This is a genomic window from Flavobacterium sediminilitoris (genome assembly GCF_023008245.1).
Lineage (GTDB): Bacteria > Bacteroidota > Bacteroidia > Flavobacteriales > Flavobacteriaceae > Flavobacterium > Flavobacterium sediminilitoris.
The window spans coordinates 2360958-2384113 of the sequence record NZ_CP090145.1; the positions used below are offsets into that span (position 1 = coordinate 2360958).

The following is a 23156-nucleotide window of genomic DNA, read 5'->3' on the forward strand; positions in this document are numbered from 1 at the left end:
GTTATTCTAACTTTTTAGCAAAGGTAAATTGATAATCAGGAATTACTTCAGGGTGAAAAATTTTAATATAGTCTTTCAAAACTAAATCAGGTCTACTTGGAGCCAATTCATAATAAACGGTGCCACCTGTTTCTCCTTTTTCGCTTTCAAATGAGTAAATTTGTTTTGCAGTGTAAGCATCAAATTTTTGATAATGATGGTTCTCTTTTAGTAATTGTGCTATCGTTTCAATAGAACCATTGGTAATCCAAATATCAGCATGTTCTGCTTTCTCAAAAACACTTTCAAAAGATAAAGGTTCACTTCCCATTCCAGGTAAATCTTGCCATAAATAATTTGCTTTTGCATCATGTAAAAATTGTGCAATCCAGCTATTTCCTCTTGCCACAAACCATTGGTCTTTATACATGGAACCATATAAAACGGTTTTGTTAGGTTGTTTGTCTTTAACTAGTTTTAAAGCATTATTATAATTGTCTTCAATAGAATTAAATATTTTTTCACCTTCTTTTTCTTTTCCTAATAGTGCTGCATAAAATTTAATCCATTCAGCTTTTCCCAGTGGTGATTGTTCCATCCAATCGCCTTGGAATAACACTTTCAATCCATTAGAAGTTAATTTATCAACCATCTTATTTGTATTGTCAATTCCAAAAGTTACAATTGCTTCTGGTTGCATATCAAAAAGTAATTCAATATTTAAATTTTCATTCTGACCTACATCTCTAATTTGTCCACTTTTAATTAAAGCTCTCGATTTTGGAGATGAAATATAATCAGTATGAGGAAAACCAATAAGCTTAGTTTCACTTTCTAACATTTCTAAAAAAGGGATGATTGTGGTAGATGTAACAACTAGTTTTTCTACAGGAGTAGTAATGGTTGTATACTCTTTTAAACTATCAGGAATAATTCCGTTTTTGTTTTTTAAAACATAAGTAAAGGCTTTTTCAGCATTTGGCCAAGGATTTGTTACTTTAACAATAGAATACCCTTCATATTTATGAATAGCGAAACCAGTTGCATGTTTGATTTGATTATCAGAATGTTGCGTGATTTTAGTTTTTGTAGTTGATTTTTCTTGGCAACTAATAATTATAAAACTAGTTAAAAATAAGACTCTAAAAAGCAATTTCATGGCATTAATTATGTTTGCGCAAATGTATGAAAAATTATAGGCTTCAATTTTATTAAAGTTTAAAAATAGTATCTTTACGCAATGAATACGGTTAGAGAAAAAATATGTAGTGTTTGCCAAATTCCCTTTGGTTGTGGCAATCCATCGAAAGAAATTTCATGTTGGTGTAATGAATTGCCTCCTATTTTTTCATTGGATCAAATAGCAGATTGTTTGTGTCCTGCTTGTTTAAAACAAGCAACAATTAAGAAAATAGACGAATATGTTGCAACTATTACACCTGAAAACAGCCTAACTAATAAGGCAAAAGATTTGCCTAAAACAACTCATTTAGTAGAAAATATAGATTATTATTTAGAAAATGGAAATTATGTATTTACCAAATGGTTTCATTTAAAAAGAGGTAGTTGCTGTGCTAACGGTTGTAGACATTGTCCGTATTAATTATTTTAATGGTGAATTATTAATTAGTAAATAATGACAATATAAAAAAAACAAACATAGCAACTTGTTTTTATAAATAAGAGTAACTCTAAAACTAATGAGAAACATAATCAAACTAAAAAATAATGTCTACACAATCCAAATCCATTAATAATCAATCATCAACCATTAATAATTAACTCAATGTTTTATTTAATAACAGGAGGAGAACGCTCAGGAAAAAGCGGTTACGGACAAGATTTAGCAATGTCTTTATCAAAAAATCCAATGTATGTAGCAACAGCGCGCAACTGGGATGGAGATTTTCAAAAGCGAATTGATCGTCATCAAAAAGATAGAGATGAAAATTGGATAAATATTGAAAAAGAAAAACACTTAAGCGAGATTGATTTTTCAGGAAAAGTAGCTTTGATTGATTGTGTAACGCTTTGGCTAACTAATTTCTTTGTAGATACTAAAAACGATGTGGAATTGTGTTTAGAACAGGCTAAAAAAGAAATTGAATTAGTATTACAACAAGAAGATATTACTTTAATTGTTATAACCAATGAAATAGGGATGGGTGTTCATGCAGCTACACACGTGGGTAGGAAATTCACCGAATTACAAGGTTGGATAAACCAATATTTAGCTAAAAAAGCAGATAAAGTAGTTTTAATGGTTTCAGGAATTCCTGTGCCAATTAAATAAAAGATATGAAAGTTTTAAGTTCTTGGAGCGGAGGAAAAGATAGTTGCTATGCTCTAATGCAAGCTGTTAAAGAGGGTTTACAACCAACTGTTTTATTAAACATGATGAATGAAAATGGAAAAGTATCACGTTCGCATGGTATTCCATTGGCTATTTTAGAACAGCAAGCCACTCAAATAAACGTACCTTTAGTAGCTGTTCCAGCTTCATGGTCACAATATGAAGAAAATTATATTGCTACGTTACATAAAATTAAAGAAGAGTATCAAATAGAAGGAGTTGTTTTTGGAGATATTGATTTAGAATCACATCGTGAATGGGAAGAAAAAGTATGTAAAGCAGCAAATTTGAAGGCTTTTTTACCCTTGTGGCAACAAGATAGAATTGCATTAGTGAACCAAATGCTTAATGCGGGAATTGAAACAATGATTGTTTCTTGCAATTTAGAAATGGGAGAGAACTATTTAGGGAAAATACTAACGAAAGAATTAGCCTTAGAATTAGAAGCAAAAGGAATTGATCCTTGCGGAGAAAATGGAGAATTTCACACCCTAGTTATAAATTGTCCATTATTTAGAAACCAAATTCAATTGCCTAAATTTGAAGTGAAAACCTATGATAACTATTGTTTTGTAGTTTGGGAATAAAATTTAATAGGAGACTGATACGAAATAATAGTTCACGCAGATTTTGCTGATTTTTATGTTTGGAATTAGCTTCTCGATATGTTTCTTACTTGAAATGACGTGGTTTGTGTGAATTGAGTATGTGATTACATTACGTTAGTTTGAGTGTTTTTATGAAATGAAGTGGAATAAAAAATGTATCGAGAACATTTAAAACAAACAAATATTCAGAAAAGAATTAAAATTAAATGAAAGATTTATACGAAATAATAACATCACGAAGAGATACACGTCATTTTACAACAGATAAAGTACCTAATGAAGTGCTTGAGAAAGCTATTGAAGCAGGTCATCATGCTCCGTCTGTTGGTTTAACAGATGCGACTCGTTATTATGTTATTGAATCAGTAAGTATAAAAAAGAAGATAAAAGAATTGTTTTTAACTTATCATGAAAAAGCAGCCAATGCTACAGATGATGAAGCACAAAAAGAATCCTATTTGAAATTAAAACTAGAAGCTATAGAAGAAGCACCTATCGGAATGGTAATTGCGTATGATCGTTCTGTTTTAGATTCATTTACTATTGGAACAATTGGAAGTAATGAAGCTATAAAGTTTAGTGCGGTTTGTGCTGCGCAAAATATATGGTTGTCTTTAACCGAACAAGGCTATTCTATGGGTTGGGTTTCTATTTTAAATTATTACGATTTCAAAAGCATTTTAAATATTCCAGAACACATTGAACCTTTAGGGTATTTCTGTATAGGAAAACCCGCAACAGATTATGGAAATCAACCCATGTTGCAACAATTACATTGGAAAGAGAAAAAAACTGTTGCTAATGTAATTAAAGTGAAAGAAATACAAGAAGTAACTAAAACAACTTTTACTATTGAAAAAGAAACAACTTTTAAAAGTGAGGATTTAGTTCAGAAATTACAATACAAAATAGACCATAAAACCAAACCTGAAGGTGCTTTAGGACTTTTAGAAAAATTAGCGTTACAAATAGGATTGGCTTTTAAAACGGAAACACCACAAATTCAAAATCCACATATTGTTGTTTTTGCTGCCGATCATGGAATTGCAAATCACGGTGTAAGTGCTTATCCACAAGAAGTAACGCGTCAAATGATAACTAACTTTTTGGAAGGTGGTGCAGCTATTAATGTTTTCTGCAAGCAAAGCAACATTGCTTTAGAAATAGTGGATGCAGGAGTGAATTATGATTTTCCAACGAATATCAACCTCATTAATAAAAAAGTAGCCAAAGGCACGCAATCCTTTTTGCAAACGGCAGCTATGAGTTACACGGAAATGGAGTTGTGTTTTCAAAACGGAGCTACTGTTGTAAATGAGATTCATCAAAAAGGTTCTAATTGTATTGGTTTTGGTGAAATGGGTATTGGGAATACTTCAACTGCTTCCGTTTTAATGACTGTTTTAACTTCTTTTTCAATTGAAGAGTGTGTAGGAAAAGGAACAGGCGTTACTAATGAAAAATTAGAAAACAAAATAAATATTCTTTCAAAAGCAATTCAAAATTATACAGGTTCAAATGAATTAGAAGAACTTATAGCTCATTTTGGAGGATTTGAAATTTTACAAATGGCAGGCGGAATGTTGCAAGCGTATCAAAATAACATGCTCATTTTAGTAGATGGATTCATTTCGAGTGTTGCCTTTTTAATCGCTTATAAAAAGAAGCCAGCAATAAAAGCTAATACTATCTTTTGTCATTGTTCGGAAGAAAAAGCACATAAAACATTGTTGGATTATTTAGAAGTTGAACCTGTTTTACATTTAAATATGCGATTAGGAGAGGGAAGTGGTTGTGCGGTTGCGTTTCCAATTATACAATCGGCTATAGGTTTTTTAAATGAAATGGCTAGTTTTGAAAGTTCAGGTGTAAGTAATAAATAAATTAAAAATGAAAAAAGAAATCGATATATTTTTTACAGCACTGATGTTTTATACCAGAATTCCTTGCCCAAAAAAAATTACACACGATCCTGATTATTTGAACAAGGCTACTCGTTATTTTCCTTTAATTGGTTGGATTGTAGGTTTGTTTTCAGGAGTAGTATTTATTGCTTTTACTCAAATTTTACCTGTAACTATTTCTGTTCTGTTGAGTATGATTGCTAGTATTTTAACAACAGGAGCCTTTCATGAAGACGGTTTTGCCGATGTTTGTGATGGTTTTGGCGGTGGTTGGAACAAAGAGAAAATTCTGAAAATAATGAAAGATAGTGCTATTGGTGCTTATGGCGCTATTGGAATTTTACTTTTATTGGTTTTAAAATATAGTGTTTTAGTTGAAATTTTATCAGCTCAATCGAATATTGTTACAATTCTTTTAATTTTTATAGCGGCTCATGCTGTAAGCCGTTGGGCAGCAGCAACCATTATTTTTACTAATGAGTATGTTCGTGAAGATGAATTAAGTAAAAGCAAACCCATTGCAAAGAGTTATTCATGGAAAGAAGTTTTTGGAACTGCTTTTTTCGGATTTTTACCTTTACTGTATTTTGTTTTTTATAATTATAAGATTGTTTTTGTTCTTTTGCCTGTTTTTATCTTTCGATGGTATTTAGCGCGCTATTTCAAAAAATGGATTGGTGGTTATACAGGCGATTGTTTGGGTGCTACTCAACAAGTTTGTGAAGTTGTTTTTTATATTTCAATAGTAATTTTATGGAAGTTTATTTAATACGGCATACAGAAACTGTTTGTGAAAAAGGCATTTGTTATGGTCAAGCCGATGTGACTATTCAAGAACCATTTGAGCATTTGTTTCAAGAAATAAAAGACCAACTTCCTTCTGAAGAAATGAAAGTAATTTCAAGTCCATTAAAAAGATGCACCGTTTTAGCCGATTTTCTTTCGAATGAAAAGATTGAAAAAGACAAACGTTTAATGGAAATGGATTTTGGTAATTGGGAACTTAAAAATTGGAATGATATTCCTCAGGAAGAGTTAAACCCTTGGATGAAAGATTTTGTTTCGGTTCAAGTGCCAAATGGAGAATCTTTTGAAATATTATATGATAGAGTGCTTTCTTTTATTGAAGATTTAAGAATACAACAGCATAAAAAAGTCGCAATTGTAACGCATGCGGGTGTAATTAGAAGTTTCTTATGTTACCAACAAAATTTACCTTTAAAAGAGGCTTTTCAAAATAAAGTTACCTTTGGACAAATTATAAAAATAATACTTTAAATTATGAATACGGATTCAAAAGAATTTATGGCTGCACTATATACAATAATTGCTATTCATGTGATTATTGGTCTTATTATTTTGGTGCGTAAAATGAGGAAAAAGAAAAAGAAATGAAAAGCTTTTTTATAAAAAGGAATAAGAAAAAACAAATTTTATTTATCAGTTAAACTAAAAGTAATTATTGAAGCATATTTCACTGCTACAATTTTGCCTTTTTGCTCACCTGGAATGAATTTTGGAAGCTTTGATATAATTCTAATGGCTTCTTCTTCAAAAAGAGTATAAAAATCTTGATTTGTAGCTTTGATTTTAGTTTTTAAATTGGTAATATTTCCTTCTTTTGAAATTTCAAATTGTACAATTGCTTTTGCTTCAACTTTATTTTGTTTTGCAGCTTTAGGATATTTTAAATGTTTTTTAATATGTTCTTGTAGTTTTTCGTGAAAGCAAGCTTTGTTTTCAGTTTCGGTAGTGTATTTACAATTTACAAAAGATGGTGTTTTGTCTATAAAAGCATAAGGTAATATTAAATCTTCATCAAAATCACTTACTTCTACAACAGTTGGTTGAACCACAACAGGCTCAGAATTATGTCTGTCAATAGCAGGTTCGTTTGTAGTTTGCGAAAAACTATTTAAAACTAATAAAAGCGCAAAAAATGTAAATACAGATTTCATATTTAAAATATATAATTTCAAAAATAGTATTAAATCTTGTAATATGCTAAAATATATGTACTTTTGCACTCGAATTTTGGTTGTTGTTTTGAAAATCTTTTTTTAGAACAACATTAAAAGGGAATTAGGTTTAATGCCTAAGCTGTACCCGCAACTGTAAGCTACAAAGCTTGTTATTATCTACATACCACTGAGTTAATTGATTTCTATCAATGTCTTGGGAAGGTGAATAACAAGACGCAAGCCAGGAGACCTGCCACATTCGTTAGTAACAAACTTTCGGGAAAAAAGGTTTGAGTATGGGTAAATTCTATGCTTTTCTTCCTATTTATTAAAATCTATTATTAACTAAAATGAACATTAAGTTTATTAGATGGAGTGTGTGTGCAACATTCTTAACGAGTATTGTTTTTGCACAAGAAAAGAAGGACTCTTTAAGGGTAACTCAGTTAAATGAAGTGGTTGTGTCTGATACTAAGTTTGCTCAAAGCAAAGAAAAATCGGGTAAAATTATAGACAAAATTACTGCGGATGATTTACAAAGACGAAAAGGACAATCTGTAGCAACAGTTTTAAATCAGGTTGCAGGTGTTGAAATCAATGGAAATCAAACAGGTAACGGAATGAATGTTGAGTACTACATTCGTGGAGGAAGAAGTCGTCAAGTTTTAATCATGATAGATGGCGTTCCTGTTACAGATGCTTCGGGTTCAAGTATGACCTATGATTTAAGATTATTACCAGTAGATCAAGTAGATAGTATTGAGGTTATGAAAGGATCATCAAGTACGCTTTATGGTTCAAATGCTGGAACAGCAGTGATAAATATTACGTTAAAAAAAGCAAGAAAGGAAAATATTTCTGGAGGAGCTTATTTTAATTTGGGAACAATGAATTCTGTAAAAGATGATAAAACTTCTGCTCAAGATTTTAATCAAGGTTTTTCATTTAGTGCAGGTTCAAAAAAGCTAACATCATATACTTCATTTAATAGTACAGAAACTACAGGTTTGAGTGAAGCTTTAGGAGAAAATTTTGAAATCGATCATTTTTCTAGAGTAAATGCTTTACAAAAAATAGGATATCAATTGACTGATAAATTAAGTATTTCTTCATTTTTTGGATATGATAAAATAAAGAATAAATATGATTCAGGTTCGTTTGCAGATGAAGACAAAAATTCATTTTTAAGTGAGCAATTCAGAACAGGCTTGAATTCTATATATAAATATAACAAAGGTGAATTACACATAAATAGTAGTTTTTCAAATTTAGAGAGATTATATAATAGTTATACAGCATATAATTCAACATTAAATAATTATGATTATAAATCACGTCATTTTAATGCTGATATTTTTAATAAATATGTAATTAATAAGCAATTATTTTTTGTTCTAGGAGGTCAGTTTCAATTTATGGATATGAATAATGTAACAACTCCTTCGTCTATTTATACAGTAAATGTTTTAAATAAGAACACTAAATTTAACATGATAGATCCTTATACAACATTTGTATATAATTCTGATTTTGGATTAAATGTTAATGTAGGAGCGCGTTTAAATATGCATAATGTTTATGGTGAAAATCTAACTTATAATATTAATCCATCTTATAAAATTAAAAATTTACCAGTTCGTATTCTCTCATCATTAAGTACAGCATTTATTACACCTTCTTTGTATCAATTGTTTTCTCAATATGGAAATTCAGAATTAAAACCAGAAGAAAATACAACAGTAGAAGTAGGCTTTGAAACGGAATTACTAAATAAAAAAGTAGTTATTAATGCAGTAGGTTTTTATAGAGAATCAAAAAACAGAGTAGATTTTTATACAAATCCGGTCACTTTTACTTCAAATTATATTAATAACGATTTGTTAGTAAACACAAAAGGTATTGAGACTAATGTTACAATTTTTCCAATAAAAAATGTACAATTGACAGGGAATTATACATACTTGCAATTTTCGGAAGAAGAAAATATTAGACTACCTAAGCATAAAGCTAATGCATCAATTGGTGTGAATTTTACAAAAAGAATTCAGTGGAATGCACAATATCAGTATGTAGACCAAAGAGCAGATAGATATTATGATAGTGCTACTTTTTCTTCTAAAAATGTAGTTTTAAGCTCTTACCAATTAGTTCATACAAATATATCTTTTGATATTTTACCAAATAGACTTTCTGTTTTTGGAGCTGTAAACAACTTATTTAATGATGATTTTGTTGAAGTGAGTGGATTTACAACAAGAGGAAGAAATTTCAAATTAGGTTTAAATCTTCAATTTTAAAGATTAATATAAAACGCTTCTTTATTACAAAGAGGCGTTTCTGTTTTTATTTTCAAATTAGTTAAGAATACTTTCTTTATCGTTTTAAAAAGATTAGTGATTTTATGAAATTCATATTCGTTTTATTCATTTTTATCTATACTTCTATTGCTTTTTCGCAACAAGATTCTGTTGTGAAATTGAAAGAGGTAGTCTTAATCGATAGTAAATTGAAGACCTTTTCTTTGGCTCATTCTATATTTAATTTATCAGATAGTATTATACAGCGGAACAACACATCATTAACAGATCTTTTACGAAATAATACCACAATTTATTTTAAAGAAAATGGAAAAGGAATGGTGTCTTCTCCTTCGTTTAGAGGAACAACTGCTCAACAAACGGCTGTAATTTGGAACGGTATTAATATTAATTCACAATTTAACGGTCAAACAGATTTTAACACTATAAATAGTTTCGATTTTAACTCTATTTCAGTTAGAACAGGTGGTGGAAGTGTGATTTATGGAAGTGGAGCAATTGGCGGTACAATTCATCTAAATTCCTATTTAAATTTTGAAGATAGAATATCAAATACATTGCGTTTAAATTATGGAAGTTATTCTACTCTTGGATTACATTACAAATTAGATGTTGGATCAGATAAGATTTCAGCGAATATAAATTTTTCAAGAAATGAATCGGAAAATGACTATGAATATATTGGATACAATAAAAAGAATGAGAATGGGAACTATCAAAATAATAGCTTTAATAGTTTATTTGGGTATAAAATAAATGAGAAAAATGTACTAAAATTTGCAACTCATTTTTTTGATGGAGAACGTTTTTTTTCAGGAACAATAGCATCACCTTCAAAGAGTAAATATCAAGATTTTAATACTAGAAATTTAATAGAATGGAAATTTGAAAATAATGCTATAATTTCTACTACTCAATTTGCATTTTTAACTGAAAAATATAAATATTTTGAAAATAAAAATAGTGATTTATTTTCCTTTGGAGAAGCAAAAAACGCTGTTTTTAAATATGATTTAGTGTATAAAGTGTCTTCTAAAATAAAGATTAATCCAATTGTTAGTCATACACAAAGCACAGGAAAAGGAACAAATGTTTTAAAAATTAATAGAGACATTACATCATTTAGTTTTTTACTAACTCATAAAATAGATAAGAAACTAGATTATGAAGCAAGCGTTAGGACAGAAATAACCTCTAATTATGAAAGTCCTATACTGTACTCAATAGGAGTGAAATATAATCCTTCTTCTTTTTATAGTCTTGCTATTAATTCTTCTAAAAATTTTAGAATTCCTTCATTCAATGATTTGTATTGGGAAGGATTAGGTAATCCCAACTTAAAGCCAGAACACTCTTTACAATATGAACTTAATAACATATTTAAAATTAAAGAAATTGAAATTAAACTTTCTCCATTTTATACTAAATTAAAAGATATGTTACGATGGGTTCCAAATGCATCGGGAGTTTGGCAACCCATAAATACAGATAAAGTGAAAATTTATGGAGTAGAAACAGCATTGACTTGGATGAAAAAAACAAGAATTGGTTTGTTTCAATTCAATGGGAATTATGCATACACAGAATCTATAAATGAACAAACAGATAAACAACTTATTTATGTTCCTTATCATAAACTTAGTACGGGTTTAACATTAAATGTAAAATCAATTAACCTGAATTATAATTATGTTTTTAATGGAAAAGTATTTACATCTTCGGATAATTTTTATACTCTAAAAGAATATGGATTATCGAATGCTTCTTTAGATTATACAATGGGTACAAAAATTAAAGGAATAATTTCTTTTCAAGTTTTAAACTTAGAAAATAAACCATATCAAAATGTACTTTCAAGACCAATGCCAGGTCGAAATTATACAATAAACTTAACCCTTAACTTTTAAATAATATGAAATTAAAAAAACTGTATTTATTAGGATTTTTATTAACAGCATTATTCTTCTCTTGTAGTAGTGACGATGAGTTAAGAGACGAACCTCTAGGTGCTTATGATAATGGAATAATAATTCTGAATGAAGGAAATTTCAATACAGATAATAGTGAAATTACTTATCTATCAAACGACCTTTCTACATTAAGAAATAATGTTTTCAATACGATAAATTCAACTCTTACATTAGGAGATACAGGACAAAGTATTGGATTTTATAATGAATTAGCATTTGTAGTGGTAAACAATTCTCAAAAAATTGAAGTAGTAAATCGTTATACAATGTTGCATGTTGCGAGTATTACAACAGGATTAAGTAATCCTAGATATATTGCTTTTTCAAATGGTAAAGGATATGTGACAAATTGGGGAGATGGTGGATCAAGTACAGATGATTATATTGCTGTTATAGATTTAAATACTTACACTGTTTCTTCAACAATTTCTGTTAGTGAAGGTCCAGAACGTATTATTTCAAATGGAACTAAACTATATGTAGCACATAAAGGAGGTTATGGAGAAGGAAATACAGTATCGGTAGTAAATTTATCAGATAATAATGTTACATCTATACCTGTTGGAGATATTCCAAATTCTTTAGAATTAATAGGAACCAATCTATATGTTTTATGTGGAGGAATTCCAAGTTGGTCAATAGTATCAGCAGAAACAACAGGAGAATTAGTCATAATAAATACATTAGATAATACAACTCAAAGAAAAGTTTTTTCGGGTATTGTGCATCCTTCTAATTTGTATTATGAATCAAATAACTTTTATTACACAGTAGATTCTAAGATATATAAAATGGGAATTAATGATACTTCATTACCTACAACTGAATTGTTTAATACGGTGAATCAAGGAGCTTATGGAGTGTATAGTCTTGCCGTTAATAATGGGAAAATTTACTTAGGAGATGCTAATGATTATTCTTCTAATGGAAAATTACATGTTTATTCTTTAACAGGAACTTTAATAAACAGCTTTGACGTTGGAGTTTCTCCAACAGGAATTTATTTTAATAATTAAAAAAACAAACAACATCCTTATTTAATATAGTATTAAAGGAATTTTAAATTAATATACAATGAAAAAAAATTACATTTTATCTCTTATAACTTTCTTAGTTGGTTTTCTTGGTTTTTCTCAATCTTATTTAGATGGTATTTTAGTTCTAAATGAAGGAAATTATGGAAGTAACGCAGCATCTGTTAGTTTTATGACAACCAATAATCAGGTTACAGGTGACATCTTTGGACTAGCGAATAATAATGATCCTTTGGGAGATGTTGCTCAGAGCATGAATTTTATTGATGATAAAGCTTATATTGTTCTAAATGGGTCAAGCGCTATAAAAGTTGTAAACTATGAAACGTTTGAAGTTTTAGCCACGATAGATCAAGGATTAACTAATCCGCGATATATAGCTTTTCATAATAATAAAGGATATGTAACATGTTGGGGAGATGGAAGTGTTACTACCGATGATTATTTAGCTGTTATCAATTTAACTACTAATTTGGTCGAATCTACTATACCAATGGCTGAAGGTGTTGAAACAATAGAAGTTATAAATGATAAACTTTATGTTGCACATCAAGGAGGTTATGGGTATGGAACAACAATATCTGTTGTTGAAATAAGCAATCAAAATGTTTCCTCAATTATAGTTGGAGATCTTCCAAGCTCAATGATAGTTAAAGATAATTTTTTATATGTATTATGTCGTGGATTACCAAGTTGGTCAGGACAAACAGAAACTACTGGGAAACTAGTAAAAATAGACCTGACAGATAATAGTATAGTAAGTGATTTACCATTTGATAATATTACACATCCATCACATTTAATTGCTGATGCAGATAATTTATACTACACAATTGGTTCAGATATTTTTAAAATGCCATTTACAAACACAACATTACCTACAACCTCTTTTATCACAACACCAGTAACAGATTATTTAGGAATTTATGGATTAGATTTAATTGATGATAAAATATATGTTGCAGATGCTAATGGATATGCGGCTACAGGATTTGCTCATATTTACAATGTAACAGGAGATTTTGTAATTACAAATACAGTTGAAAATATTCCAAATAATTTCTATAAATCTAAAGAAAGTAGCCTTGGTTTAGATAATAATCTAGCAAATACATCTTTTTCACTATATCCAAATCCTGCAACAACAACATTTTATATTAATTCAAATAAAAATGTAGCTGTTAAAATATTTGATTTAACAGGGAAAGTGGTGAAAACCCAACTATATAATACATCAGGAATTGATGTTTCAAACCTTGAGAAAGGAATTTATATTGTAGAAATAAACTCTGAAAACAAAAAGCAAATATCAAAACTGATTGTTAAATAAAAACAAATAGAAATGAGAAGAATTATTTTTTTAACTAGTCTTTTATTAATCGGATTAAACAGTTATTCGCAACTTTATCCACCAATAAATGGACAAATTGGCTCTACAGCAATTCATAAAAATAATTCTTCTTTTGTGGCTTGGGCAACCGAAGTCCAAGTTAATAGAGGTTATAAAAAAATATCTGATCCAACTTTAGGGTATGCTTCAACAGGTGAAAGTTCAAATGCTATTGGAATGCCTAATGGTGCTATTGTTAGTTTAGGAGATAGAGGAGAAGCAATTATTACATTTGATGTTCCCATAATTGATGGAAACGGATTCGATTTTGCTGTTTTTGAAAATGGAAGTATTAGTTATTTAGAATTAGCAATTGTAACAGTAAGTTCAGATGGTGTTAATTATTTTGGTTTTCAAACGCATAGTCAAACACAAACAAATACTCAAATAGGAACTTTTGAAACTCCACACGCAGAATATCTCAATAATATAGCAGGAAAGTATGAAGGAAATTACGGAACGCCATTTGATTTAAATGAAATACCTAATAACCCATTATTAGATAAAAACAATATAACTCATATTAAAATCACCGATGTAGTTGGAAGTATAGAAGCCCAATATGCTACTTATGATAGCTTTGGCAATGTAATAAATGATTCTTATCCAACAGCTTTTCAATCTGGAGGATTTGACTTGGATGCAGTTGGTGTAATAAATCAAAAAACATTAGGATTGAACGAATCTAATCTCCATTTATTTTCAATTTATCCGAATCCAGCAACTAATACTATATTCATAAAGTTAGAAGAACAAGCAGCTATTGTAATTTATGATTTATATGGAAGAAAAATAAAAAGCTATCCAAAAGGAAATTATACAACTGTAGATATTTCAAATTTGCCATCAGGAAGTTATTTAATAGAAGTATTAATTGATGATAAAAGAGAAATTAAGAAAATGATTATTCAATAAAAACAACCAAATAAATTTTAAAAAAAAATGAAAAAAACGTTACTTTTAATTACGCTATGCGTTGCAACAATTTCAAATGGACAATCTTATGCTCCTCCAGCAGGACAACCAGGCTCAACAGCTATTGCTGCAAGTAGCCCTTCCATAGTAGCTTGGGCTACAGGAGCAACAATTGTGAGAGGAAAACAAGATATCTCAAATCCGTCAAGTCCATTAGCTTCTTTTGGAACATCAAGTGATGCTTTAGGGGCACCAGTTGGAAGTACATTAGGTGTAGTAAGTCTTGGAGATGGTGGATCTGCAATTGTTACATTTGAACAACCAATTATTGATGGATCAGGTTATGATTTTGCTGTTTTTGAAAATAGCTTCTCAGATACCTTTTTAGAACTAGCATTTGTTGAGGTAAGCTCTGATGGGGTTAATTTCTTTAGATTTCCATCTCATAGTGAAACACAAACAGCAACTCAAATTGGAGGTTTTGGATCTGTTGATTGTAGATATATCCATAATTTAGCAGGAAAATATAAAATAAATTATGGTACACCATTTGACTTGTCAGAAGTGCCAAATAATGCATTATTAGATAAAAATAATGTTACGCATGTAAAAATTATTGACGTTGTAGGAAGTATAAATGCAGCTTACGCTTCCTATGATAGTTTTGGAAATAAAATAAACGATCCCTTTACAACTCCTTTCAATTCAAGTGGATTTGATTTAGATGCTGTAGGTGTTATAAATCAAGGCTCTAGTTTAAGAGTAATGTCTAAAAGTGAAAAAGAGGATATTGTTGAATTTTCAATGTATCCAAATCCAGCAAATGATGTTGTTTACATGAATTCTAACCAACAAACAGCAATTACTGTTTTTGATCTTTCAGGACGAATTGTGAAAAACCTACCTAAAGGAAATTACAATCAAATAATAGTATCAGATTTAAAATCAGGAATTTATATTTTTGAAGTTATTGTAAATAATGAGAAAATAACAAAAAGAATAATGATTAATTAAAAACAATCTTACTTTTTAAACATAAAAAACGTCTATAGCTATAAGTTATAGACGTTTTTTTTATAATTGTAGAATTATTTTAATAAAAAATCAGGCACCTTTTCTAAATACATTTCATTACCAAAAGGTTGTATGGATTTAACATCTCCAAAATGTTTGAAAGTATGTTCTGGCTGATTAATTGAAAAACGACCATTAACATCTACATAATTTAAAGCAGTATTTAGCAAAGGATCACTCTCTTCCCCAAGAACACCTAAATTATTTAAATCTTCTAATTGACTAATACTAGGTTGTAATCCATTTGTATAATCACTAAAATTATTTTTATTTGCTATCTTTAAAACAATAGGTTGCATCGCATAACGATGATTAGGATTTACATTTTGTTTTCTGAAATTTGGAGAATCATAAAGCGTAATAGAACCTACATTTTTACCTGTTGTAGCGTCTCCTATTTGTACTACGTTTATGTGCGGAGCTAATCCGTTAATAATTAATTCACTGGCAGATGCAGTTCTTTTTGAGGTCAACACATACAATTTGTCTAAATTTAAACTCTGAATACTCGAACCGTTACCTAAAGTAGTTGTAAAACGATTTAACAATTCTTCCGGATTATTATTATTAAATATATTTTGAATTTTATAATTCCATTGTTGTTTTCCAAATATTTCATTGTTAAACTGGCCAGTTATCATACTAGCAAGTCTTGTAGCAGTATCTACAGAACCACCAGAATTATAACGTAAATCTAATATTAAATGGCTAATTCCTTCTGAAGCAAAATAACCAAAAGCATTATTTAATTCTGTTTCATATTGAGAATAAAAACCATTATACATTAAATACCCTACTTTTTTAGTTCCAACAGTAAATGTTTTCTTTAAATATACAGGATTTTCTGAAAAAGCAGTTTTTGTAAGTGAAACAGTATTTCCATTTGAAGTAATATTTCCATTATCATAATCAGCTAAATTCAAAGTATAAGTATCATTGTTAAGAAGAGAGCGGTAATTATCAACAGTTAATGAGGTTCCATTTACAGCGTAGAAAAAATCTCCTCTTTGTATGTTTTTTGAAGCAGCATCAGAATTAGGTAAAATATATCTTATCCATCCAAATAATTCTGTTGAGCTACCTGTTTTGTAACGTAATTCATAGTCAACACCATTACTTTTTTGTGTTCCAGATAAAGTTTGTTCAAGTGCGTCGTAATCTGAAAAAATAACACTAAAACGATCAATTTGTCTATCAACCACTAAATGTTCAAATAAAGATTCTGGAGGTGAAAAAGAATTTAAAAAATTTTGATAATCACTATTTGTTGAAAAACGATTATCAACCAAATCAGGTGAATCTTCAAGCCAATAGTAATATTGATTTAATCCTTTCCAAATAAAATCATTTACACTTGTTCGTTGCGGATTATCATCAAAATCATCACTACAACTGAAAGTAATAAAGAGCGCTAGAAATAGGCTAGATAATAAATAAATTCTTTTTTTCATTAGTTAATGTTTTTTATTATTTGGGTTGAAATAATTAAATTATAATGAGCGTTTCTTCTTATTTATAGGACTTTAGCTCATTTTAGACCGAAAATTGTATTGATTAATAAAAATAGGTTTATTTTTTAATGTAACAAAATTAATTTACATTCGTCTGTATTTAAAACCAACTAAATAAAATGAAACAACAGGAGTTTATACATATCATTTCTCCTTTTAAAGATAAAATTTTTAGAATAGCAAAGAGGTTGTTAATAAGTATTGAAGAAGCAGAAGATGCAACTCAAGAAGTATTAGTTCGTTTGTGGAATAAAAATGATGGTCTATTAAAATATAATAGTGTAGAAGCTTTGGCAATGACAATTACAAAGAACTATTGTTTAGACCAGTTAAAATCAAAAAGGGCATCAAATTTGCAATTAGTACATAGTAATTATGGAGATAATTCAGCAGGAGTTGATAAACAAGTAGAAGATAAAGATAGTTGGAACTGGGTAGAGAAAATTATTGATGAACTACCAGAACAACAGAAAATTATCGTTCAAATGAGAGATGTAGAAGAATATGAATTTAGTGAAATTGCATCCATATTAGATATGAACGAAGCAACAGTTAGAGTAGCTCTTTCAAGAGCTAGAAAAGTGATAAGAGAGAAATTGTTAGAAAAACACAATCATGGAATTAAAGTTAGTTGAAATATTATTAGAAAAGTACCTAGAAGGTACATTAAGTATAGCAGAAGAGAAACAATTAAAGGCCTATTTTTCTTCTGAAGAAGTAGCATCACATTTGGTTCAGTATAAACCTTTGTTTTGTTATTTCGAAAATCAAAAAGAACAACAATATACTAAAGCCCTACCATTACAATCTAGAAAGCATTCATATGGGAAGTGGATAGGAGTAGCTGCTGTAATTGTTGCTTTTTTTGGAACAGTGGGATATTTTTATAATAATTCCTCAGATGTTGATTTAGGAACATATACTAATCCTGAAGAAGCATTTGTAGAAACACAAAAAGCCCTCGAAATGCTTTCTGAAGAAGTAAATAACGGAGTAGAAAGTGTTGTCATCTTAAAAGAGTATGAAAAAACAAAAAAAACAATTTTTAAATAATTAAGAAAATGAAAAAAATAATTTTAGGTATAGTATTTATGATGTTTGCATCAGTAGGATTTTCTCAATCAACATTTGATAAATATGAAGATAGCGATGTAGTAAAAACAATCATTGTGAACAAGAAGATGTTTGAGTTAATGGGGAAAATTGAAGTTGATGCAAAAGGAACCGAAAAGCAATTTATAGAACTAGTTAAAAAATTAGATAATTTAAAGGTATTTATGACAGGAAATGTAAAAGTAGCTAGTGATATGAAAGGAACTGTTGCAAGCTATTTAAAATCAAACCCTCTTGAAGAATTAATGAGAATTAGTGATGGCGGAAAAAAAGTTAATATTTATGTAAAATCAGGAGCTTCAGCTAATATCGTTAAAGAATTATTAATGTTTATAGAATCTCCTGAAGATAAAGAAAATCAAGCAATTGTTCTATCTTTAACTGGGAATTTTAACTTAGATGAAATTTCAGCATTAACTGAGAAGATGAATCTTCCTGGAGGAAATGAATTGAAAAAAGCATCTAAAAAATAGAAAAATGAAAAAAATTATATTAGGTATAATGGCAATTGTATTGTTTAGTTGTAACAATAAAGGAAGTTTACAGAAATATTTCGTAGAAAACTCTGAATCTTCAAACTTTATCTCTTTAGATGTTACACCTTCAATAATTAATACAGAGAAATTAACATTGTCTCAAAAAGATAAAGAAACACTAAGCTCTTTTGAAAAGATGAATATTTTGGCTTTTAAGAAAGATTCATTAAATGTAAAAGTTTATGATGTAGAGAAAGAAAAAGTTAAAGGATTACTTAAAGATGAAGCATATCAAGAACTTTTAAAGATAGGTTCAGGAAGTGAAGGAGGAGCGCTTTATTATGTAGGTGATGAAGAAAAGATTAATGAATTTGTACTATTTGCAAATAGTAAAGAAAACGGATTTGCAGTAGTTAGAATCTTAGGTGATGATATGAATCCTACGCGGATTATGAACTTGATTAGCTTAATTAATAAATCAGACGTGAAGCTAGATGAATTTAAGGCATTGCAAAATATGTTGAAATAAAAAAAGCCCAGTTTTGGGCTTTTTTTATTGGAATAAAGTAAAAATAATTGTCAATATAATTTTAAAATTATACGTAAACAGAATTTCAACGGGTTTAACTTTTTATAGTTGAACCCGTTTTTTAAATATAGTTAAGTATCAACTCCAAATTTTGTATCGAGATTGTCCACTTTGTTAGTGATTTATATTAACTAATTTTTAATACACAAAACATACTAATTAGTATGTTTTGTGTATTTTTGTAAAATAACTAATCAATTAAGCAATGCAAGATAATTTTACACAATTAGGGATTTTGAATAAAAATGAAATTTCAAGATTTAAGATTTCACTTATAAAGTCTACATTAAATGAAAATATAAAGAGAGTTTTAACTCAATTAGGGTTGAATTCGTATGCTAAATTTAACTTTAACGATTTGACAATTCCAGATTCAAAATTAGCGCTGTTAGCTATCGAGGAAGCAAATGATATCTATAATCCTATTCTTTTAAAACATTGTTATCGAACTTTTTTTTGGAGTGCAGGAATAGCAATTTCTGAAGGAATAAAAACAGACAATGAATTATTATTTATATCCTCTATTTTACACGATTCAGGATTAACAGATAAACACAATCATATTTGCAGTCAACAATGTTTTGCTAATTATGGTGGAGACTATGCTAAAAATTTTGTTCTGAAAAATGGGATGGATACTAATAATGCAAATCTTGTAAAAAAAGCTATTGATTTGCATTTATATCCTAATGTAGATAAAGTGAAATTTGGAAATGAAGCTTATTTGTTATCAAAAGGAGCTGCTATGGATGTTATTGGGTCTCATTATTTTCAACTTCCAAATGAATTTATTAAAGCTACTCATAAGAAATATTCAAGAATTGATTTTAAAGATGATATTATACAAACTATAGAAGAGTTGAAACATAAAGAAAATACAAGAGCAGATATACTTTATAAAATGGGATTTAATAAATTAGCGAATAAAAATAGATTAGATACTAATTTTTAATTATTAATATTTTTTCATGACAAAAGCATCAAATACAAGATATACAATACTTGAAAAAGCATTTGAATTAATCTATAAAAAAGGATATCAAACAACAAGTATAGATGAAATTATAGCCACAACAAAAGTAACTAAAGGAGCGTTCTATTATCATTTCAAAACAAAGGATGAAATGGGAATTTCCATTATCAATGAGATTGTTAAACCAACTATGTATAATTCTTTAATCCGTCCATTAGAAAACACCTCAGAACCAATTGAAGAAATCTATTTGGTAATGAAATCACTTTTATTAAAAAATCCAGTTTTAACATTTGAATATGGTTGTCCTATTGGAAATTTGGTACAAGAAATGACACCTTGGAATTCCGAATTCACAAAAGTGCTTAATGAAGTTGTATTAGAATGGCAGGAAAGTATGGAAAATGCCTTAAAAGAGGCAATTAAAAGCAATTGTCTAAGTAATAATATAAATACAAAGCAAGTTGCTCATTTTGTATTATCAAGTTATTGGGGTATCAGAAATTTTAGTAAAATATCTAATAATGATGAGTGTTACCATACTTATTTAAAAGAACTTAAAACTTATTTAAATAATCTTGAATAGTTAAGATTGTATGTTTACACAAGCATCTTTTTATGATACCCCGCTTTTAGAAATCTTTAAAAAACCGTCGAAGTGATCTCTGGTCTTGAATTATTTTAGCTATTCATCATGGAATAATTCTTTTATTTTGACGCTTTAAGAAGTAATTTTATTTACGTATAACTTCACTAGCTTGATATATATCCGCTTCTGCTTTATATATTTTAAACTGTACATCAAATCCTTCAGGAACATAGATAACAATAGGAGATCTGCCATTGTATCTTGTTATTTGAGGTGGAGCAGTAATAAATCGATCAACTTTATTGCTGTCTAGGCAAGCCATTTGAGTCGATATACTATTTCCATTTGATTTGAATACATAATAAGAACCCCATCCCTTTAAATCTTTCTGTTCTAAAGATCCTTGAAGACCATGTTTGTTACATGTATCAACCTCCATCCATTTACCAACTGTAAATTCTATTTTCTTAGCGTCATCATTGTTAGAATGAGGAACTTCAATGACCATTTGTTTGTAGCCTTTTTCAGGTTTTGGATAAATAGACAAGTCAACTTTAGAAACGGATGATTGCCCTATAACGGATATACTACTTAAACATAAAAATACGATAAAAAAGAAACTGATTTGTTTGTGTGCTTTCATAATTATTTTTTTATGACTGATTTCAATATTTGTGCCAGAAATTATTATACTTGAAAATATGATGTATTTTTTAACAAGAATCTAAATCTAATTAGTTGATAAAATTATCCGTTTTATTTGGTTCTGAAATTAGTTTTATGCAATCCTTAACATTGTGAAGATTATGAACACTGTTAAGTTGCTTCTACGGAGTTTTAAACTTAAAAAATGTTTTTAAAATTAAATAAAAACTAATAGTATATAAGTAGTTGGTTGTTATCGTATAAATAAAAAGCTATATGGCAGTATTTCTTGCCATATAGCTTTAAGTGACCATGATGGGATTCGAACCCATACGTCTTGCGACACCACCCCCTCAAGATGGCGAGTCTACCAATTCCTCCACATGGCCATAAATAAAAAAAAGTTAAGCATTTTTTGCTTAACTTTTTCTGTGACCTGGCTGGGGCTCGAACCCAGGACCCCATCATTAAAAGTGATGTGCTCTACCAACTGAGCTACCAAGTCTATGCTTGAAGTGTTAAAAAAATTGTGACCTGGCTGGGGCTCGAACCCAGGACCCCATCATTAAAAGTGATGTGCTCTACCAACTGAGCTACCAAGTCATTTATTTCCTTCAATGCGGGTGCAAATATAAGGGGTATATTTTATTTTCCAAGGATTTTTTTGCATAAATTTACATTTTTTTTAAAAATATATTTTAACTCCTTAGTTTTTAGACAATTATTTATATTATGAAAATCGTTTTAATTGGTTACATGGGATCAGGTAAATCTACAATTGGTAAAGAAGTTGCTAAAAATGTAGGAATTCCCTTTTATGATCTTGATAAAATAATAGAAGATAGAGAAGAAGATACTGTGAAAAATATTTTTAAAAGAAAAGGAGAAATCTATTTTAGAAAGAAAGAGAGTATGGTTTTTAGAGATTTTATACAGAATAATGATACGTTTATTTTGGCACTTGGTGGAGGAACTCCATGCTATGCAAATAATCATGAAGTTTTAAAAAATGAAGATATAGTATCATTTTACTTAAAAGGGTCTATTAAAACGCTTTCAAATAGGCTTGAAGACGAAAAAAAGAATAGACCCTTAATAGCTAGTTTGTCAAAAGATGAATTAGATGATTACATACGAAAGCATCTGTTTGATAGAAGCTATTATTATTTGCAATCAAAGTATATAATATCTATTGATGAAAAATCTATAGAAGAAATTACAAATGAAATAATCTTGAGATTAACTTAAATATACATAGCTATTGTCTTTTTCAAAAACAACTTGAATGTGTTCTTGTAAAGATGTAGAAAGAGACAATCCTTTAAAATCGGCTTTTACAGGATATTTTTTGTGATTTCTATCAACTAACACTGCGGTTTTAAATTTACTTAAAGGAACTTCTAAAAAGTGCTTTACTCCGTAAATTAAGGTTGTGCCAGAATTCAATACATCATCTACAAGAATTAAGCCTTTGTTTTGATATAATTCACTCGAAATTGAAGTAGTAATTTTTTCTTGTGGATTCTGTTTGTTAATGTTCACTTCGCAAAGTGTTATTTCTAAATCTGAAATTATTCTTAATTCTTCACAAATTTTTTCAGCTAAAACATATCCGCTTTTTGAAATTCCAGCTATAATAATTTCTTTTTCATTAACAAAAGTTTCAAATATTTGATAGCTAATCCTTTTTATCTTATGCTGGATTTCTTGGTGATTTAAAATGATATTTTGCATATTATTGTATTGTTTTTATA

24 protein-coding genes, 3 tRNA genes and 1 riboswitch are annotated in these 23156 nt (G+C 29.0%); of the genes, 19 read left to right on the top strand and 8 right to left on the bottom strand.

Going from position 1 to position 23156, the window contains the following annotated elements; genetic code table 11:
• Position 1: 1 nt before the first annotated feature.
• Positions 2 to 1138 carry an ABC transporter substrate-binding protein gene (locus tag LXD69_RS10765; protein WP_246915347.1) on the bottom strand — a complete coding sequence of 379 codons (1137 nt, stop codon included), beginning with the start codon at positions 1136 to 1138 and terminating at the stop codon, positions 2 to 4.
• A gap of 81 nt (positions 1139 to 1219) precedes the next feature.
• Here LXD69_RS10765 and LXD69_RS10770 point away from each other — a divergent pair, with 81 nt between their 5' ends.
• The 6 genes from LXD69_RS10770 (at position 1220) to cobC (ending at position 6122) form a co-directional block, all read left to right on the top strand.
• On the top strand, positions 1220 to 1582 hold the full coding sequence (locus LXD69_RS10770; RefSeq protein ID WP_246915349.1) for a DUF5522 domain-containing protein: 363 nt from the start codon (positions 1220 to 1222) through the stop codon (positions 1580 to 1582).
• Between the two features lie 183 nt (positions 1583 to 1765).
• Positions 1766 to 2272 carry a bifunctional adenosylcobinamide kinase/adenosylcobinamide-phosphate guanylyltransferase gene (locus LXD69_RS10775; RefSeq protein ID WP_246915352.1) on the top strand — a complete coding sequence of 169 codons (507 nt, stop codon included), beginning with the start codon at positions 1766 to 1768 and terminating at the stop codon, positions 2270 to 2272.
• A 5-nt stretch (positions 2273 to 2277) separates the two neighbouring features.
• Complete coding sequence (locus LXD69_RS10780) at positions 2278 to 2919, top strand: Dph6-related ATP pyrophosphatase (RefSeq protein ID WP_246915354.1); 642 nt, start codon at positions 2278 to 2280, stop codon at positions 2917 to 2919.
• 227 nt (positions 2920 to 3146) lie between these two features.
• The gene (gene cobT / locus LXD69_RS10785) at positions 3147 to 4823 is read left to right on the top strand and encodes a nicotinate-nucleotide--dimethylbenzimidazole phosphoribosyltransferase (protein ID WP_246915356.1); all 1677 of its coding nucleotides are present in this window, start codon (positions 3147 to 3149) and stop codon (positions 4821 to 4823) included.
• A 7-nt stretch (positions 4824 to 4830) separates the two neighbouring features.
• On the top strand, positions 4831 to 5613 hold the full coding sequence (locus tag LXD69_RS10790) for an adenosylcobinamide-GDP ribazoletransferase (RefSeq protein WP_246915358.1): 783 nt from the start codon (positions 4831 to 4833) through the stop codon (positions 5611 to 5613).
• Positions 5598 to 6122, top strand: coding sequence for an alpha-ribazole phosphatase (cobC, locus tag LXD69_RS10795; RefSeq protein WP_246915360.1), 525 nt, complete (start codon positions 5598 to 5600; stop codon positions 6120 to 6122). Before LXD69_RS10790 ends, cobC begins: the two co-directional genes overlap by 16 nt.
• Positions 6123 to 6277: 155 nt before the next feature.
• Here the strand turns inward: cobC and LXD69_RS10800 are convergent, their stop codons facing one another.
• On the bottom strand, positions 6278 to 6802 hold the full coding sequence (locus LXD69_RS10800; protein WP_246915362.1) for an energy transducer TonB: 525 nt from the start codon (positions 6800 to 6802) through the stop codon (positions 6278 to 6280).
• Positions 6803 to 6862: 60 nt separating this feature from the next.
• Positions 6863 to 7077: riboswitch (cobalamin riboswitch) on the top strand.
• Between the two features lie 78 nt (positions 7078 to 7155).
• Here LXD69_RS10800 and LXD69_RS10805 point away from each other — a divergent pair.
• From LXD69_RS10805 to LXD69_RS10830, 6 genes are all read left to right on the top strand, one after another.
• The gene (locus LXD69_RS10805) at positions 7156 to 9102 is read left to right on the top strand and encodes a TonB-dependent receptor plug domain-containing protein (protein WP_246915363.1); all 1947 of its coding nucleotides are present in this window, start codon (positions 7156 to 7158) and stop codon (positions 9100 to 9102) included.
• A gap of 104 nt (positions 9103 to 9206) precedes the next feature.
• Positions 9207 to 11030: a TonB-dependent receptor plug domain-containing protein gene (locus LXD69_RS10810; protein ID WP_246915365.1), complete on the top strand. Its 1824-nt coding sequence runs from the start codon at positions 9207 to 9209 to the stop codon at positions 11028 to 11030.
• 5 nt (positions 11031 to 11035) lie between these two features.
• Entirely contained in the window at positions 11036 to 12109 is a 1074-nt protein-coding gene (locus LXD69_RS10815; RefSeq protein WP_246915367.1) for a YncE family protein, read from the top strand.
• A gap of 58 nt (positions 12110 to 12167) precedes the next feature.
• Entirely contained in the window at positions 12168 to 13457 is a 1290-nt protein-coding gene (locus tag LXD69_RS10820; RefSeq protein WP_246915369.1) for a YncE family protein, read from the top strand.
• 12 nt (positions 13458 to 13469) lie between these two features.
• Positions 13470 to 14432, top strand: a complete 963-nt coding sequence (locus tag LXD69_RS10825) for a T9SS type A sorting domain-containing protein (protein WP_246915371.1) — start codon at positions 13470 to 13472, stop codon at positions 14430 to 14432.
• Between the two features lie 27 nt (positions 14433 to 14459).
• On the top strand, positions 14460 to 15446 hold the full coding sequence (locus LXD69_RS10830; protein ID WP_246915373.1) for a T9SS type A sorting domain-containing protein: 987 nt from the start codon (positions 14460 to 14462) through the stop codon (positions 15444 to 15446).
• 74 nt (positions 15447 to 15520) lie between these two features.
• On the opposite strand, the gene LXD69_RS10835 is transcribed toward LXD69_RS10830, so the two are convergent.
• The gene (locus LXD69_RS10835; RefSeq protein WP_246915375.1) at positions 15521 to 16957 is read right to left on the bottom strand and encodes a S41 family peptidase; all 1437 of its coding nucleotides are present in this window, start codon (positions 16955 to 16957) and stop codon (positions 15521 to 15523) included.
• Between the two features lie 179 nt (positions 16958 to 17136).
• Here LXD69_RS10835 and LXD69_RS10840 point away from each other — a divergent pair, with 179 nt between their 5' ends.
• The 6 genes from LXD69_RS10840 to LXD69_RS10865 all read left to right on the top strand — a co-directional run bounded on the left by LXD69_RS10840 (position 17137) and on the right by LXD69_RS10865 (position 20754).
• Positions 17137 to 17652 carry an RNA polymerase sigma factor gene (locus LXD69_RS10840; RefSeq protein ID WP_045968173.1) on the top strand — a complete coding sequence of 172 codons (516 nt, stop codon included), beginning with the start codon at positions 17137 to 17139 and terminating at the stop codon, positions 17650 to 17652.
• Positions 17633 to 18070 carry a hypothetical protein gene (locus tag LXD69_RS10845; protein WP_246915377.1) on the top strand — a complete coding sequence of 146 codons (438 nt, stop codon included), beginning with the start codon at positions 17633 to 17635 and terminating at the stop codon, positions 18068 to 18070. Before LXD69_RS10840 ends, LXD69_RS10845 begins: the two co-directional genes overlap by 20 nt.
• 8 nt (positions 18071 to 18078) lie before the next feature.
• Positions 18079 to 18603: a DUF4252 domain-containing protein gene (locus LXD69_RS10850; RefSeq protein WP_045968177.1), complete on the top strand. Its 525-nt coding sequence runs from the start codon at positions 18079 to 18081 to the stop codon at positions 18601 to 18603.
• A gap of 4 nt (positions 18604 to 18607) precedes the next feature.
• Entirely contained in the window at positions 18608 to 19135 is a 528-nt protein-coding gene (locus LXD69_RS10855) for a DUF4252 domain-containing protein (RefSeq protein ID WP_045968179.1), read from the top strand.
• Between the two features lie 265 nt (positions 19136 to 19400).
• Complete coding sequence (locus LXD69_RS10860) at positions 19401 to 20147, top strand: HD domain-containing protein (protein WP_045968180.1); 747 nt, start codon at positions 19401 to 19403, stop codon at positions 20145 to 20147.
• A 16-nt stretch (positions 20148 to 20163) separates the two neighbouring features.
• On the top strand, positions 20164 to 20754 hold the full coding sequence (locus tag LXD69_RS10865; protein WP_246915379.1) for a TetR/AcrR family transcriptional regulator: 591 nt from the start codon (positions 20164 to 20166) through the stop codon (positions 20752 to 20754).
• Between the two features lie 148 nt (positions 20755 to 20902).
• Here LXD69_RS10865 and LXD69_RS10870 read toward each other — a convergent pair whose 3' ends face one another.
• The 4 genes from LXD69_RS10870 to LXD69_RS10885 all read right to left on the bottom strand — a co-directional run bounded on the left by LXD69_RS10870 (position 20903) and on the right by LXD69_RS10885 (position 22005).
• Positions 20903 to 21400, bottom strand: a complete 498-nt coding sequence (locus LXD69_RS10870) for an ecotin (protein ID WP_246915382.1) — start codon at positions 21398 to 21400, stop codon at positions 20903 to 20905.
• A 309-nt stretch (positions 21401 to 21709) separates the two neighbouring features.
• Positions 21710 to 21791 (bottom strand) — tRNA-Leu (locus tag LXD69_RS10875).
• A gap of 43 nt (positions 21792 to 21834) precedes the next feature.
• Positions 21835 to 21907, bottom strand: a tRNA-Lys gene (locus LXD69_RS10880).
• Positions 21908 to 21932: 25 nt separating this feature from the next.
• Positions 21933 to 22005: transfer RNA gene (locus LXD69_RS10885), tRNA-Lys, on the bottom strand.
• A 129-nt stretch (positions 22006 to 22134) separates the two neighbouring features.
• Between LXD69_RS10885 and LXD69_RS10890 the strand changes: the two genes are divergently transcribed.
• Entirely contained in the window at positions 22135 to 22650 is a 516-nt protein-coding gene (locus LXD69_RS10890) for a shikimate kinase (RefSeq protein WP_317236291.1), read from the top strand.
• On the opposite strand, the gene LXD69_RS10895 is transcribed toward LXD69_RS10890, so the two are convergent.
• Positions 22642 to 23136: a phosphoribosyltransferase family protein gene (locus tag LXD69_RS10895; protein ID WP_045968188.1), complete on the bottom strand. Its 495-nt coding sequence runs from the start codon at positions 23134 to 23136 to the stop codon at positions 22642 to 22644. The genes LXD69_RS10890 and LXD69_RS10895 overlap by 9 nt on opposite strands.
• Positions 23137 to 23156 lie beyond the last annotated feature (20 nt).

Bases quoted from the DNA above. Each gene is read 5' to 3' on its own strand.
- LXD69_RS10765 (WP_246915347.1), bottom strand. From the start codon at position 1,138: ATGAAATTGCTTTTTAGAGTCTTATTTTTAACTAGTTTTATAATTATT.
- LXD69_RS10770 (WP_246915349.1), top strand. From the start codon at position 1,220: ATGAATACGGTTAGAGAAAAAATATGTAGTGTTTGCCAAATTCCCTTT.
- LXD69_RS10775 (WP_246915352.1), top strand. From the start codon at position 1,766: ATGTTTTATTTAATAACAGGAGGAGAACGCTCAGGAAAAAGCGGTTAC.
- LXD69_RS10780 (WP_246915354.1), top strand. From the start codon at position 2,278: ATGAAAGTTTTAAGTTCTTGGAGCGGAGGAAAAGATAGTTGCTATGCT.
- cobT (WP_246915356.1), top strand. From the start codon at position 3,147: ATGAAAGATTTATACGAAATAATAACATCACGAAGAGATACACGTCAT.
- LXD69_RS10790 (WP_246915358.1), top strand. From the start codon at position 4,831: ATGAAAAAAGAAATCGATATATTTTTTACAGCACTGATGTTTTATACC.
- cobC (WP_246915360.1), top strand. From the start codon at position 5,598: ATGGAAGTTTATTTAATACGGCATACAGAAACTGTTTGTGAAAAAGGC.
- LXD69_RS10800 (WP_246915362.1), bottom strand. From the start codon at position 6,802: ATGAAATCTGTATTTACATTTTTTGCGCTTTTATTAGTTTTAAATAGT.
- LXD69_RS10805 (WP_246915363.1), top strand. From the start codon at position 7,156: ATGAACATTAAGTTTATTAGATGGAGTGTGTGTGCAACATTCTTAACG.
- LXD69_RS10810 (WP_246915365.1), top strand. From the start codon at position 9,207: ATGAAATTCATATTCGTTTTATTCATTTTTATCTATACTTCTATTGCT.
- LXD69_RS10815 (WP_246915367.1), top strand. From the start codon at position 11,036: ATGAAATTAAAAAAACTGTATTTATTAGGATTTTTATTAACAGCATTA.
- LXD69_RS10820 (WP_246915369.1), top strand. From the start codon at position 12,168: ATGAAAAAAAATTACATTTTATCTCTTATAACTTTCTTAGTTGGTTTT.
- LXD69_RS10825 (WP_246915371.1), top strand. From the start codon at position 13,470: ATGAGAAGAATTATTTTTTTAACTAGTCTTTTATTAATCGGATTAAAC.
- LXD69_RS10830 (WP_246915373.1), top strand. From the start codon at position 14,460: ATGAAAAAAACGTTACTTTTAATTACGCTATGCGTTGCAACAATTTCA.
- LXD69_RS10835 (WP_246915375.1), bottom strand. From the start codon at position 16,957: ATGAAAAAAAGAATTTATTTATTATCTAGCCTATTTCTAGCGCTCTTT.
- LXD69_RS10840 (WP_045968173.1), top strand. From the start codon at position 17,137: ATGAAACAACAGGAGTTTATACATATCATTTCTCCTTTTAAAGATAAA.
- LXD69_RS10845 (WP_246915377.1), top strand. From the start codon at position 17,633: ATGGAATTAAAGTTAGTTGAAATATTATTAGAAAAGTACCTAGAAGGT.
- LXD69_RS10850 (WP_045968177.1), top strand. From the start codon at position 18,079: ATGAAAAAAATAATTTTAGGTATAGTATTTATGATGTTTGCATCAGTA.
- LXD69_RS10855 (WP_045968179.1), top strand. From the start codon at position 18,608: ATGAAAAAAATTATATTAGGTATAATGGCAATTGTATTGTTTAGTTGT.
- LXD69_RS10860 (WP_045968180.1), top strand. From the start codon at position 19,401: ATGCAAGATAATTTTACACAATTAGGGATTTTGAATAAAAATGAAATT.
- LXD69_RS10865 (WP_246915379.1), top strand. From the start codon at position 20,164: ATGACAAAAGCATCAAATACAAGATATACAATACTTGAAAAAGCATTT.
- LXD69_RS10870 (WP_246915382.1), bottom strand. From the start codon at position 21,400: ATGAAAGCACACAAACAAATCAGTTTCTTTTTTATCGTATTTTTATGT.
- LXD69_RS10890 (WP_317236291.1), top strand. From the start codon at position 22,135: ATGAAAATCGTTTTAATTGGTTACATGGGATCAGGTAAATCTACAATT.
- LXD69_RS10895 (WP_045968188.1), bottom strand. From the start codon at position 23,136: ATGCAAAATATCATTTTAAATCACCAAGAAATCCAGCATAAGATAAAA.